Annotated in this window: 14 protein-coding genes; 12 read left to right on the top strand and 2 right to left on the bottom strand. The window is 28.8% G+C overall.

Translation table 11 applies throughout. From position 1 onward, the window contains the following. Positions 1-225: 225 nt before the first annotated feature. From Q0V15_RS01625 to eutH, 7 genes are all read left to right on the top strand, one after another. Positions 226-537 (top strand): PTS sugar transporter subunit IIB, encoded by a 312-nt coding sequence (locus tag Q0V15_RS01625; RefSeq protein WP_297435345.1) that lies wholly within the window; start codon positions 226-228, stop codon positions 535-537. Positions 538-563: 26 nt separating this feature from the next. Further along, positions 564-863, top strand: coding sequence for a PTS lactose/cellobiose transporter subunit IIA (locus tag Q0V15_RS01620; RefSeq protein ID WP_297435343.1), 300 nt, complete (start codon positions 564-566; stop codon positions 861-863). Positions 864-961: 98 nt separating this feature from the next. Continuing rightward, positions 962-1,861: an N-acetylglucosamine kinase gene (locus Q0V15_RS01615; protein ID WP_297435341.1), complete on the top strand. Its 900-nt coding sequence runs from the start codon at positions 962-964 to the stop codon at positions 1,859-1,861. Positions 1,862-1,895: 34 nt separating this feature from the next. After that, positions 1,896-2,984, top strand: a complete 1,089-nt coding sequence (locus Q0V15_RS01610; RefSeq protein ID WP_297435339.1) for a DUF871 domain-containing protein — start codon at positions 1,896-1,898, stop codon at positions 2,982-2,984. Between the two features lie 21 nt (positions 2,985-3,005). After that, positions 3,006-4,343 (top strand): 6-phospho-beta-glucosidase, encoded by a 1,338-nt coding sequence (locus tag Q0V15_RS01605; protein WP_297435338.1) that lies wholly within the window; start codon positions 3,006-3,008, stop codon positions 4,341-4,343. 100 nt (positions 4,344-4,443) lie between these two features. Continuing rightward, positions 4,444-5,004: a GNAT family N-acetyltransferase gene (locus Q0V15_RS01600; RefSeq protein WP_297435336.1), complete on the top strand. Its 561-nt coding sequence runs from the start codon at positions 4,444-4,446 to the stop codon at positions 5,002-5,004. 24 nt (positions 5,005-5,028) lie between these two features. Beyond that, positions 5,029-6,114, top strand: coding sequence for an ethanolamine utilization protein EutH (eutH, locus tag Q0V15_RS01595; RefSeq protein WP_297435334.1), 1,086 nt, complete (start codon positions 5,029-5,031; stop codon positions 6,112-6,114). A gap of 50 nt (positions 6,115-6,164) precedes the next feature. On the opposite strand, the gene Q0V15_RS01590 is transcribed toward eutH, so the two are convergent. Then, positions 6,165-7,295 carry a glycosyltransferase family 1 protein gene (locus tag Q0V15_RS01590; RefSeq protein ID WP_297435332.1) on the bottom strand — a complete coding sequence of 377 codons (1,131 nt, stop codon included), beginning with the start codon at positions 7,293-7,295 and terminating at the stop codon, positions 6,165-6,167. 123 nt (positions 7,296-7,418) lie between these two features. On the opposite strand from Q0V15_RS01590, the gene Q0V15_RS01585 reads away from it, so the two are divergent. The 3 genes from Q0V15_RS01585 to Q0V15_RS01575 are packed head-to-tail and all read left to right on the top strand — an operon-like array spanning position 7,419 to position 10,148. Next, on the top strand, positions 7,419-8,414 hold the full coding sequence (locus Q0V15_RS01585; RefSeq protein ID WP_297435330.1) for a CotS family spore coat protein: 996 nt from the start codon (positions 7,419-7,421) through the stop codon (positions 8,412-8,414). A gap of 6 nt (positions 8,415-8,420) precedes the next feature. Then, positions 8,421-9,104: a hypothetical protein gene (locus Q0V15_RS01580; RefSeq protein WP_297435328.1), complete on the top strand. Its 684-nt coding sequence runs from the start codon at positions 8,421-8,423 to the stop codon at positions 9,102-9,104. Between the two features lie 9 nt (positions 9,105-9,113). Beyond that, positions 9,114-10,148, top strand: coding sequence for a CotS family spore coat protein (locus tag Q0V15_RS01575; protein WP_297435327.1), 1,035 nt, complete (start codon positions 9,114-9,116; stop codon positions 10,146-10,148). A 40-nt stretch (positions 10,149-10,188) separates the two neighbouring features. Here Q0V15_RS01575 and Q0V15_RS01570 read toward each other — a convergent pair whose 3' ends face one another. Beyond that, positions 10,189-11,307, bottom strand: coding sequence for a glycosyltransferase family 1 protein (locus tag Q0V15_RS01570; RefSeq protein WP_297435325.1), 1,119 nt, complete (start codon positions 11,305-11,307; stop codon positions 10,189-10,191). Positions 11,308-11,413: 106 nt separating this feature from the next. Between Q0V15_RS01570 and Q0V15_RS01565 the strand changes: the two genes are divergently transcribed. Then, positions 11,414-12,418, top strand: coding sequence for a CotS family spore coat protein (locus Q0V15_RS01565; protein ID WP_297435323.1), 1,005 nt, complete (start codon positions 11,414-11,416; stop codon positions 12,416-12,418). Between the two features lie 110 nt (positions 12,419-12,528). Next, the gene (gene yabG / locus Q0V15_RS01560) at positions 12,529-13,416 is read left to right on the top strand and encodes a sporulation peptidase YabG (protein WP_297435349.1); all 888 of its coding nucleotides are present in this window, start codon (positions 12,529-12,531) and stop codon (positions 13,414-13,416) included. Positions 13,417-13,511: the final 95 nt, after the last annotated feature.

Here is a 13,511-nt window from a genome sequence, read left to right as displayed (position 1 = left end):
TTAATAAACATATATTTGTATAGATAAAACTTGTATTTTATTAAATTTTATCATGTGTATATATGTGTATATAAATTTTTGTTCAAAAGTATAAAGTTAAATTAAAAAAAACTTGAAAAATGAGTAATTCAGTTAGTTTTATTAAAAAGTTTTTTTGGCATATGAATTGCTTATAATAATTAGTGTATACAATTGGGCTTAATAATATTTAGGAGGAATTTATTTATGAAAAAAATATTATTAGTTTGTTCAGCAGGGATGTCAACTTCTTTATTAGTTTCAAAAATGAGGATTTCAGCTAAAGCAAAGGAAATAGATTGCGTTATAAATGCAATTGCTGAAACTGAGATTAATGATTATGATAAAGAATTTGATGTATTACTTTTAGGACCTCAAGTTAGGTTCTTATTAAATAAATTAAAAGAGGAATTTAGTGCAAATGGAGTACCAGTAAGTGTTATAAATACAGTTGATTACGGTACTATGAACGGAGCTAAAGTTTTAAAATATGCACTTGATTTAATAGAAGAAAAATAAAAGAATGGGGTAAAGGAGAGTTTGAAATGGAAGAAATTATCATGAATCTTATTATGTACAGTGGAGAGGCTAGAAGCTATTGTATGGAGGGAATCCAATTAGCTAAAGAGGGAAATGTAGAAGGCGCTAAAGAGTTAATCGAAAAGGCAGCTGCACAACTTGGAGAAGCACATCATTCACAAACAACTTTAATACAAAATGAAGCAGCTGGAAATAAAGCTGAGGTTTCACTATTATTAGTACATGCACAGGATCATTTAATGACATCAATGACTGTTAAAGATCTTGCAATTGAAATAGTTGAGATATATTCAAGAATAAGCTAATTATTAGCTAGATTAGGCTCTAATGGTATTTGCCATTAGGGTTTATTGTCTATAAATAGATAAAAATTTCAGTTTAATTTTAAGAGGGGTGAATTTGTATGATGTATGTTATTGGCGTTGATGGTGGAGGAACTAAAACTGAAACTGTTGCTTATGATTTAAAAGGTAATAAACTTATGTCTGTATTAACTGGATTTGGAAACCTTGTTAATGGTAAAGAGGAAGCTGTTAAAAATATTTTAGATGGTCTAAATAGTGTTTTTAAGAAGTTTTCAAAAGATCAGGTACAAGGGATTTATTTAGGTCTTGCAGGTTCAGAAGTTTCAGATAATGGAAACATAGTTTTTGAAGCTATAAAGAAAGAATTTGAAGTAAGTTCAATTATTATGAATGATAGTGAACTTGCACTTAAAGCCTTATTAAAAGGTGAAAATGGAATATTAACTATTGCAGGAACTGGTTCAATTGCTTTTGGTATTAATGGAGATAAGCAATGGAAAGCAGGTGGCTGGGGTCATCTTTTAGGTGATGAAGGTTCTGCTTATAAGATTTCTATTGAAGGAATCAAAAATATGATTTATGAGAATGATAACAATTTAGAGCATGGTGCATTATCAATTAAGCTTTTAGAAGCTTTAAATATAGATAAAGTTGATGATGTTATAGGTTTTGTTTATTCATCTACAAAGGATGAAATAGCACAACTTGCACAAATTGTTTCAGAACTTGCTGAAAAAGGGGACGAGAAGTCAATTTCAATTATGGTAGAAGAGGGAAAACTTTTAGGGGAAACAACTGTTCAGGTATTTAATAAACTTGGTTTTAATGAGTGCTCAGTAGGGCTTGTTGGTGGAGTTGTTAAAAAATCTAAATTAGTTAGAGAAACTTATGAGGCTTATGTTAGAGAAAAAGCTAATATAATTTCATTTATAGATGAAGATATATCACCAGCAAAGGGTGCGTATTATATTTATAATAAGGAAAATATTTTAGTTTAATATATAAATATATTTATTTTAGGGGGATTTAGAAATGAAAAGACTTGGTATATCAGTATATCCAAACCACACATCTATTGAGGAAAATATAGAGTATATAGAACTTGCTGCAAAATATGGGTTCGAAAGAATATTTACATGTCTTTTATCAGCTGCTGATAAGGAAGTAGAAGAAATAGTTGCAGAGTTTAAGGCAATGGTTGATGTTGCGAATAAACATGGAATGGAAGTTATAGCTGACCTTGATCCAACAGTTTTTAATACACTTGGAGCATCAATTACAGATTTAAAAGTATTTAAGGATATGGGGCTTTCAGGAATTAGACTTGATATGGGGTTTAGTGGAAGTGAAGAGGCAATAATGTCTTATAATAAGCATGGATTAAAGATAGAACTTAATGTTAGTAATGGTACTAAGTATGTTGATAATATACTTTCATATAAGGCTAATCTTCAAAATATTTATGGGTGTCATAATTTTTACCCACATGTTTATACAGGATTATCATATGACCACTTTATAAAGTGTAGTGAGCAATTTAAAGGATTTGGAGTTAAAACTGCTGCTTTTGTTAACTCACCAACAGCTAAATTTGGTCCATGGCCAGTTTCAGAAGGATTATGTACTTTAGAAGAGCATAGAGATATGTCTATAATTGTACAAGCTAAACATTTATTTGCTACAGAGATGATTGATGATGTTATAATAGCTAATTCATTTGCAAGCGAAGAAGAATTAAAAGCTTTAAGTGAATTAAATAAAGAAATGCTTGAGTTCACTGTAGAACTTGAGGATGAAATTAATGAAACAGAGAAGATTATAGTTTTAGATGAGTTCCACTATAATAGAGGAGATAACTCAGAATATATGGCTAGAAGTACTCAAAGTAGAGTTAAGTACAAAGGAACAGCTTTCCCACCTTATAATACACCAGATATTAAAAGAGGGGACATATTAATAGATTCAGACTTATATTCAAGATATGCAGGTGAACTTCAAGTTGCATTAAAAGATATGAAGAATCATGGTAAAACTAATGTTGTAGGGCATATTGTAGAAGAAGAAATTTTCCTTCTTGATTATATTCAGCCTTGGAGTAAATTCGGTTTTAAACTTAAGTAAGTAGTTAGTGGGGTAAAATAAATGAAAAATAGCATTAAGATAGTTACAATTGGGGGCGGTTCATCATATACACCTGAACTTGTTGAGGGATTTATAAAAAGATATGATGTTCTTCCAATAAAAGAACTTTGGCTTGTTGATATAGAAGAGGGAAGAGAAAAGCTTGAAATTGTTGGAGCACTTGCAAAGAGAATGGTTAAAAAAGCTGGAGTTCCTATGGAGATTCATTTAACTCTTGATAGAAGAGAAGCTTTAAAGGATGCAGATTTTGTTACAACTCAACTTAGAGTTGGACTTTTAGATGCAAGAATTAAAGATGAGAGTATTCCATTATCTCATGGAATGATTGGTCAGGAAACTAATGGAGCTGGTGGAATGCTTAAAGCATTTAGAACTATTCCTGTTATTCTTGATATTGATAAAGATATGGCAGAACTTTGCCCAAATGCTTGGATGATAAACTTTACTAATCCAGCAGGAATGGTTACAGAAGCTCTTGTTAGATATGGTATTAATAAAAAAGTTATAGGTCTTTGCAATGTTCCAATTGGAATGGAAAAGGCTGTAGCAAGTATTATGGATGTTGACCATAGCAGAGTTAGAGTTGATTTTGCAGGTCTTAATCATATGGTTTATGGAATGGATATGTATGTAGATGGAAAGAGTGTAAAAGCCGAAGTTATTGAGGGGATTGCACAGGGTAAGCTAGGACAGATTGTTAAGAATATTAAAGATTTTGAATGGGATGCAGAGTTTATAAGAGCGCTTGGTGTTATGCCTTGTCCTTATCATAAATATTATTATCAAAAAGAAGAAATGTTAAAAGATGAAATTGATGAGTTTAAAAAGGGTAAAGCAAGAGGAGAATTTGTAAAGGAAATTGAAAAAGAATTATTTGAACTTTACAAAGATGAAAATCTAACTATTAAGCCACCACAACTTGAAAAAAGAGGTGGGTCTTATTATAGTGATGCAGCTTGTAGACTTATAACTTCAATTTATAATGATACAAGAGATATTCAACCAGTTGATACTAGAAATAATGGAGCAATTCAAGGTATTTCAAATGATTCAGTTGTTGAGATTTCATGTATTATTACAAAGGATGGTCCAAAGCCTATAGTTGTAGGTAAACTTCCAGTAGGAGTTAATGGACTTGTTCAGCAAATCAAAACTTTTGAAAGATTAAGTGTTGAAGCAGCAGTTGAGGGGAATTATGGTAAGGCATTGCTTGCACTTGCAGGAAATCCACTTACTTCATCTGATAAAGTTGCAAAAATTGTTTTAGATGAACTTTTAGAAGCTCATAAAGAATATTTACCAACTTTCAAAAAGTATTTTGAAAAAAAGAATAGTTAAAATATTAGTGTGCTAGGGATTCTTAGTACACTTTTTTTGCAACTTTAAATATAAAATTACATATTTTAATAGTAGGAAATTAAGAGGAGATGATAAATTTATGCCAATAAGTACAAATTTATTTTTATGCTTTCCTACTATGGAGAGTGAGAAGTTTTTTATTAGAGAAGTTAAAGATTGTGACTATTTAGATATTAAAGAAATTTATGATAATCAATTTTTGCATATGTATAATAATGTTCCGTATATTGAAAATAGAGCTGATTCTAAGGATTTAATTTTTGGAGTTAGGGAGAGTTATTATAATAGTGAATCTATTCTTTGGGTTGTTGAGGATAAGACAACAGGTGAGTGTATGGGAATTATAAACTTATCAGAGATATCAGAACTTAGTAGTAAGGGGGAAATAGCTTTTGCACTTAAAGAAGAGAATATAAATAAGGGAATTATGGAAGAGGCTATGTTTGTTGTAACAGAGGAACTAATAAATATTTATTTGTTTAATAGGATAGAGGCAAATATTAACGTAGAAAATATACCACATATAGATGTTTATAATACAGTTTCTTTTGTTATAGAAGGTGAAAGAAATGATTATCTTTATAATGAAGAATTTGACGTTTATATGGATTGTTATATATTTGCGAGAGTAAAAGTTTAAGTTAAGTTGAAAGGTTAGTGTGGTATGGAAAAGTTGATTTTAGTTATTATGTGTATTTTTTTTCTTATGGGTGGAGTAGATTATATTTTAGGAAATAAGTTTGGTCTTGGTGAAAAGTTTAAAGAGGGGATAGAATCAATAGGGCTTTTAGTTTTATCTATGACGGGTATTTATGCTATATCACCTATCATAGGTAAAGTTTTAAGAAATATCTTTGTTCCGATTGGTGAAAAATTTGGTATGGACGTTTCAGTTTTCCCATCTATGTTTTTAGCTATTGATATGGGGGCACTTGGGATAAGTAGTGAGATTTCAAGCAGTGAAGAAATGTACATAGTTTCAGGAGTTATTATTGCATCAACACTTGGGGCAACTCTTAGTTTTTCAGTTCCTTTAGCACTTGGTCTTGTTAAAAAAGAAAGTTCAAGTTTCTTAACTAAGGGAATGATTTATGGAATTGCAACTATGCCTATTGCTCCATTATTTGCTGGGATATATTTAGGTGTAGATTTAAAAAGTCTGGTTGTAAATTTAATTCCTTTATTTATTTTAACTGGAATTTTGATTGTAGGTATACTTAAATATGAGCATATTACTCAAAAGATATTTTCATATTTTTCTAGGGGAATACTTATGATAAGTCTTATAGCGCTTATGCTTATGGGGATTAATTCAATTCTTGGTGTAGAGTTAATTAAAGGTATGATTCCTATAAATGATGCACTTTCTGTTGCTGGAAAGATTGGTATATTTTTAGCAGGGGCTTATCCATTTTTAGAAGTTATAACTAGATTCTTTGGGAAAATATTTTCAGGAATAGCAAAACTTTTAGGAGTTAATAATGATTCTGTTATTAGTATTTTTGCAGGAATGATTAGTAATATAATTATTTTTCAAAACTTTGAGAATTTAGATGATAAGGGGAAAATAATGTGTAGTGCTTTTAGTGTGAGTGGAGCATTTGTTTTAGGTGGGCAACTTGGGTTTGTTGCATCAGAAGTTCCAGATTATATAGGTGTGTATATTATCTCAAAATTACTTGCAGGAATTTGTGCAATTTTGATGGTTATACTTATGAGTTCAAAGAAAAAAGTATATAATAATGTATAGTTTTAAACATGAAAAAGCTCAACAACACTTCAAAATGTTGTTGAGCTTTCTTATTTTTTACCAAGTTTATAAATTTGAGCGTAAGCATCAAGTGTTGTTTTAGCTGTATTCTCCCAAGAAAAGTTTTTTGAAAGTTCAAAGCAAGTTTTAGCATAAGTTTCTCTAAGGGAATTATTATTTAATAGATTTATTAGTTTATCTTCTAAATCATTACTATCGGTTGGATTAAATAGTAAGTCTTTTATTTTCACAACTTCAGGTATTGATGTTAGATTAGATGCAAGTACAGGAGTTCCACAGCTCATTGCTTCTAGTGGTGGAAGTCCAAATCCTTCATAGAATGATGGATATACAAATAAAGTACAGGCACTATATATTGTTGGAAGGTATTCTTCTTCAAGAAATCCTGTGAAAATAATATTATCTTTATTTTTAAGTTTAGAAGCAAGTTCTTGTAGTCTAAGTCCTTCACCTCTTAGTCCACCAACAATTAGTAATTTAGTATTAGAGTTTAATTTTTTTAAGATTCTATCAAAGCTTTCTATAAGTCCTTGTACATTCTTTCTAGGACTAAAACCACCAATATACATTATATAATCACCAGTGAAATTAAACCTCTCCTGCACAGATTTTAAGTCCATAATTTTATTGGAAAGTTTATATTCAGAATTTGCAGCAAGTGGTGTTACAAAGATTCTCTCACTTGGAAAGCTTGGGAAAAATTTTAAGATATCTCTTTTAGAGTATTCTGAAACAGTAAGTATTCCATCACAAGCTTCTATTATGTGTGGAACTTTTTTTATAAAGTTTTTAAGGTAACCAGGTCCTGTTGTTTCAGGTAGAACATATGGTATAAGGTCATGTATTGTTGCTATGTTTAATGTATTTTGGTTATCAGATAGTCCTATACCATTTTGAGGTATATGGAATATGTTAATATTTTTATCATTCGCATATTTTGGCATATAAAATTCTTCAAAAAAAGTTTTATGTTTTTTTGAGCACATAAGTATTTTTGTATTTTCACTTTGGTAATCTTTATAATTTGGTCCTGAGCAAAATAAATGATATTCATTTGTTTTATCAATAGATACAAGTCCATTTAAAAGGTTATGAGTATAAGTGCCAATTCCAGTTCCTCTATACCAGCTAGCACCTCTTGAATCAATAAGTATTTTCATAAAGTGTTCACTTCCCATCTTACTTATAATATTAATAATATTATTAAAGTCCTTTAAGTGTGAATGTAACAAGGTAGAATTTTGCACATATAATGAAATAAATTGTTTTTAGGAGGTTATCTCATGGATTTTGAAATGGTTAAAAGATTAGTTCAAGATAACTATAGAATAACGGTAAGCAAAATTAGTAAGAAGAAAAATGTTTATAAAGTAACAGCAGGTTTTAGAGAGTATTGTTTGAAGGTAATAAAATATGAGTTTGATCATTTTAATTTTATTGTATCTGCAATAAAACATTTAGAAAAATCAGGTTTTAAGAATACACCTAAAATAATTAGAAATAAAAATCATAAAGATTATATAAAGTTTGATGATTGTTACGCTTATTTAACTGAATGGATGGATGTAAAAGAAGTAAGTTATGAGAATGATGATGAACTTTTAAAGACAGCTAAAAAGGTTAAAGAACTACATAGCTTTAGCAAGGGATTTGTTTTAAATGAATCTATGAAGCCTAGAGTTGGATGGGGAACTTGGGACACAGTTTTTGAAACTAGAATATCAGAAATTTTAGATTTTAAAAAAAGAATAGGTCAAAAGGCTCAAAAATCAAAATTTGATGAGTTATACCTTAGTGTGATTGATGAGGAAGTTAAAAAAGGAGAAGAGGCTATTTTAAAAATTAGGGAGAGTAATTATATTGATTATATGAATAAGGAAGTAATGAACCTTAGTTTTTGTCATCATGATTTAGCACATCACAATATATTAATTGGAAATGATGAGGAAGTTAATATAATTGATTTTGATTACTGTATTCTTGATTCACATTTGCATGATTTAGCGAGTCTTTGTATGAGAGCAATGAGAAATGGTAATTGGGAAATAGAGAAGTATGAGTTGATAACAGATGCTTATGGAGAAGTTACAAAAGAAGAAGAGAAAATTATGCTTGGATTTTTGAAGTTCCCACAAGATTTTTGGCAAGTTGGACTTCAATATTACTGGGAACAGTTATCTTGGAGTGAGGAAAGATTTCTTGGAAGACTAACAAATTATATTAGTGATAGAGAAAATAGAAATGATTTTCTTATAGCACTTGAGGAAAGGAGTAAGTAATTTTCTATGAGAAGAGAAGATTTACTACAAAAATTTCTTCTAAGTGAGGATATATATATATCTACGAAAGAAGAAACTAGGGAAAAGTTTGATATCTATAATAGTATTGATTGTATTTCAAGATTTCATAACAGTCTTAAGGGAAAGAAAAATTATACTATTGGTCTTATAAGTGAGGCTGGAAGAATTAGAAGTGAACAGAAAATCTTACTTAGAAGAGTTATAGAATTTTCAAGTGAGGTATCAATAGATTTAAGTGAGCTTATTAAATACTCAAGGGAATGCATTGAATATATTTCAGATGAGGAGTTTATATCTCTTATAGAAAGAGCTTACAAAAATTCAGAGATAACGCTTGGAAAAGTATATCCTAATATTGAGAATAGAGATGATAAGATTTTTGTTTGTGATGTTAGTAAAATTAGATTTGGAATGGTTGAGGATGATTTAATAAAGCTTTTGAGAAGAACTGCACATAAAAAACTAGAAAATGATAGAACTGATATGATAGAAGAATTTCTTTTAAAAGAAGATTTATCAGATATAAGTAGGCGATATATAAAATCTACTTTAGCATTTCCAACAAATATTTTAGTGTATATTTCTAATTGTTATCTTAGAGATTTTAAAGATGAAGAAAAGATAAGAGAAAATATATTAAAGATTAAAGAGCGTTATAGTGTTTTTTAGGAGGGGATTATGATTAGGGTTAAATATAGGGATGCAAAATATCTTTGTAAATATGATTTAGATGTAGAATTTTTTAATGAATTATCACTTAATATAAATGATTTGTGGCCAACACGAAATATTTTTATTTTAGATTGTGATGAAGGTAAAAAAATACTTAAAATAATTAATTATGATGAAGAAAAATTATCTTTTATAACAGAACTTTTAGATTATCTTAAAAAAGGGTATGAGGGTGTTTTAAGTATTAATAAGTTTGAAGATGGAAGGTATCTAGTTGAGAGAAATGGAAGTAAATATATTTTGTTAGATTTGATTGAGGGAATTGAGTGTAATTTAAATAATCCTTTAGATGTAGAAGCAGCATCTAAAGCAATAGCAAAACTTCATATAGCAGGTCTAGGGGTATTAAATAATCTAAGTGAAAGAAGTATGGAGAAAATTTCACTTGGGAATTTAGCAGAAAGATTCAATGAAGGGATTGTAAGTCTTAATAAGTGTAAAAAACTTGCACAGCTTAAAAAGTATAAGAATGAATTTGATGAAATGTTTTTAGCAAATGTTGATTATAATATAATTTCTATGGAACTTGCAGTAGAAAAGTTAGAAAAGAGTAAATATAAAAGTTTATGCTTAGATAAGTCTATTATAACTGTATGCCATAACGATCTTGCATATCATAATATGATAGTAAATGCTGGGTATGTTAATTTTATAGATTTTGATTATTCAAATGTTGACCTTAGGATATTAGATGTTTTTAACTTTACTATAAAAACACTTAAAAAGCATGCTTTCAGTTATGAAGTATATAAAGGAATAATAAGTGATTATAATAGTATTTCGAGGCTTTCAGAAGATGAGATAGAGATATTGAAAATACTAATATTATATCCAAGTGACTTTAATACTATTAGTAGAAATTATTATTTTGCATTAAAGGATTGGAGATATGAGAGTTACTTAAATAAACTTGAAAATAAAATTCTTTATAGAAAAGAGAAAGAACTTTTATTTAATAAAATAGAGCGTGATTCAAATTAGAAAAGTAGCTACTTTTAAAATTATTAAAAGTAGCTACTTTTTATTTTGCGATTTTAGAGTAGGCAAGTATAGTCTCTATCGCAGTACTTCTCCAATTATATTTTGAGGCTTGTTTTAAACCTTTATCTATGAGTATGTTTTTGAATTTTTCATCAGTAAGGATGTTATAAATATTGCTTGCTATATCATCTGAATCATAAGGATTTATAAGTATAGCAGCACCTTCTACGACCTCTGGAATAGATGTTATATTTGAAGTTATAACAGGTATACCAGATGCCATAGCTTCAAGTGGAGGAAGTCCGAATCCTTCGTAGAATGATGGATATACAAGAAGTGATGCAGCATTATAAATTGCAGGCATATGGTTAACTTCTATAAATCCTGTGAAAATAACTTTAGACTCAATACCTAGTTCTATTGCTTTGTTTTTATAAATTTCATATGAAATTCCTTTATGGCCAACTATAACAAGTTTTATATCTTTAGAAAGTTTAGAATAGATAAGGCTAAAAGCTTCAATAATTCCTATTATATTTTTTCGAGGACTAAACCCTCCAACATATAAAATATAATCATTTGAAATACCATAAGTATCACTTATAAATTTTTTACATGCAACTTTATCAAGAACTTTATACTGGCTCTCAGCAGCTAGATGCGTAACAAAAATTTTATCACGTGGGAATCCAAGTGTTTTATGAATATCTTCTTTAGAAAAATTAGAAACAGTTATAATCCCACTTGTGTTTTCTAATATTTTAGGCATTTCAGTATCAAAAAGTTTTAAGTAGTTATCACTAACAGTTTCACGCATTTTAAGTGGAATAATATCATGAAGTGTTATGATTTGTGGGACATCTATGTTTTCTATAATACCTATACCATTTTGTGGTGTGTGATAAATATTTGAATCAAGTTCAATATTGTTTGGTTCTTTTATATCATTCCAAAAATTTTTTTTCATTAGTTTTTCTGAAAAGGTTAATCTAAGATTAGAATTTAAATTAATATCAAGTTCTGAATTTTCAGAGATAAAAAGGTTATATTCATTTATTATATCTATATTATTTATATTGTTTAGCAGTTGATAAGTATAGTTCCCTATACCTGTTCCTCTATAAAGAGTTGATGCTCTGCCATCTATTGAAATCTTCATTATAAATCCTTTCAGTATAGCTATATATTCATTATATTATTTATTAGAAGAATTTGTTAATAAATAAAGGTAGATTGACATATAAATATATAGGGGGTGAATAATTATGATGAGGGAATTAGAAATTGAGCGACAGTTTGACATAAAAATAGAATCACAGAAGCCGAGCAAAGGGATTTATCACCTTAAAACTAATAAAGGGGATAGGTGTTTAAAAAGAATAAATTATGGAACTCAAAAATTATTATTTGTATATGGGGCTAAGGAACATCTTATAAGTAATGGGTTTGAGAATGTAGATAGATACTATTTAAATACAGAGGAAGAGCCATTTGCATTAGTAAATGAAGATTTATATACTTTATCAGAGTGGATTGAAGGTAGAGAGTGTGATTTTCACAGTCTTGATGATGTAAAACTTGCAGCAGAGCATTTAGCATTATTACATGAGGCAAGTAAAGGATATGATCCACCAGAAAATTCAAAACTTAAAACAGATATAGGCAGATGGCCTACTCTTATGGATAAGAGAATTAAAGCACTTTCAAAAATGAGAGATATGGCTAGAAAGAAGAACATAAAGCAAGATTTTGATTTAACTTATGTGAAAACAGTAGATTTTTATAGAAATTTAGCTATAAGAGCATCAAAGCTATTATTAAGTTCTGAGTATAATACAATTTGTGAAAAAAGTGAGGAAGAAAAAGTATTTTGTCATCATGACTACACATATCATAATATAGTTATAGATGCTAATAATAAACTTCATATTTTAGATTTTGATTATTGTAAAAGAGAAATAAGAACATTCGATATAGCTAATTTTATGATAAAAGTTCTTAAAAAAGTTGATTGGGATATTGAATATGCAAAGGCTATTATAGAAACATATAATAGTGTATCAAAAATTGAAGAAGCAGAATATAAAATTATATTAGTATTTCTACTTTTTCCACAAAGATATTGGAGACTTGCTAATAGACATTATTATAATGAAGTAACTTGGGCAAATAATACTTTTTCTAAGAAGATACAAAATATAATAAATGAGAAAGATTTATATATGCAATTCATTGATGATTTTAAAAAAGAGTACAATATTTTAGAATAGATTAAGAAAGTAATGAGAATGAAAATTTCTTATTACTTTTTTATTTTTAGAACAAAAAATATAGAGGTAGCATAGTATAATCTTATATGTTTAAAAAAGAGGTGATACTTATGGATGTTGGAGATTATGTTGTTAGAAAATCATATGGAAAAGATGTTATTTTTAAAATAATTGATATTAAAAAGAATGATGATGGCAGTGTTACCTATATATTAAAAGGCAATAGTATAAGAATACTTGCAGATGCTAGAGTAGATGACTTAGAAGAGGTTAATAACGATTTTGAAACAGATATGGATAAAATGTTTAATACTAGAGTTAATAAAGTTATAAAAAATGCTATAAGTAGAAGAGGTGATGGGGGAAAACCTCCCAGTATCAAAAAAGATAGAGGTGGAAAATCAGCAAAAATAGTTAAAAAAGACAATTTAGTTTTTGGTAGACCAGGAAAAATTCTTCATATTGATGGAGATGTTGATTATCTAGATAATTGTTTGAAGGTTTATAAGCAATTACAGCTTGAAGCCGAAGGGTTTGCTATTAGTGAAAGTGAGCAACCAATAAAAATTTTAGAAATTGTTAAGTTAGTTAAGCCAGACATAGTTGTGTTAACAGGACATGATGGTCTATTTAAACATAAAGGTGATTATTTAGATGAAAGCAGTTATAGAAATTCTAAGTTTTTTATAGAAGCTGTCAAAATACTTAGAGGATATAATTCAAGTTATGATGAACTTGTTATTTTTGCAGGTGCATGTCAATCTTTTTATGAGGGGATTTTAGATGCAGGTGCAAATTATGCTAGTTCACCAAGTCGTGTGCTGATACATTGTCTTGATCCAGTGTTTATTTGCGAAAAAGTTGCATATACAGGACTTGATAAGGTTGTAGCAATTACAGAAGTCATAGAGAATACTATTACTGGTATAAAAGGGATTGGTGGGCTTCAAACAAGAGGGAAATATAGAGAAGGTTACCCAAAATCTCAATATATATAATAGTTTAGGAAAAAATAGATTTTTTTGAATAAAATCCTGAAAAACGCTAATAATAACTGAGAAATGTTAAAAAAAATATATTGACAAAAATATTA

It is taken from the genome of uncultured Clostridium sp. (genome assembly GCF_947036855.1).
GTDB lineage: Bacteria > Bacillota > Clostridia > Clostridiales > Clostridiaceae > Sarcina.
Note: the sequence above shows the minus strand (reverse complement) of the source record. Positions and strands in the feature narration are given on the sequence as shown.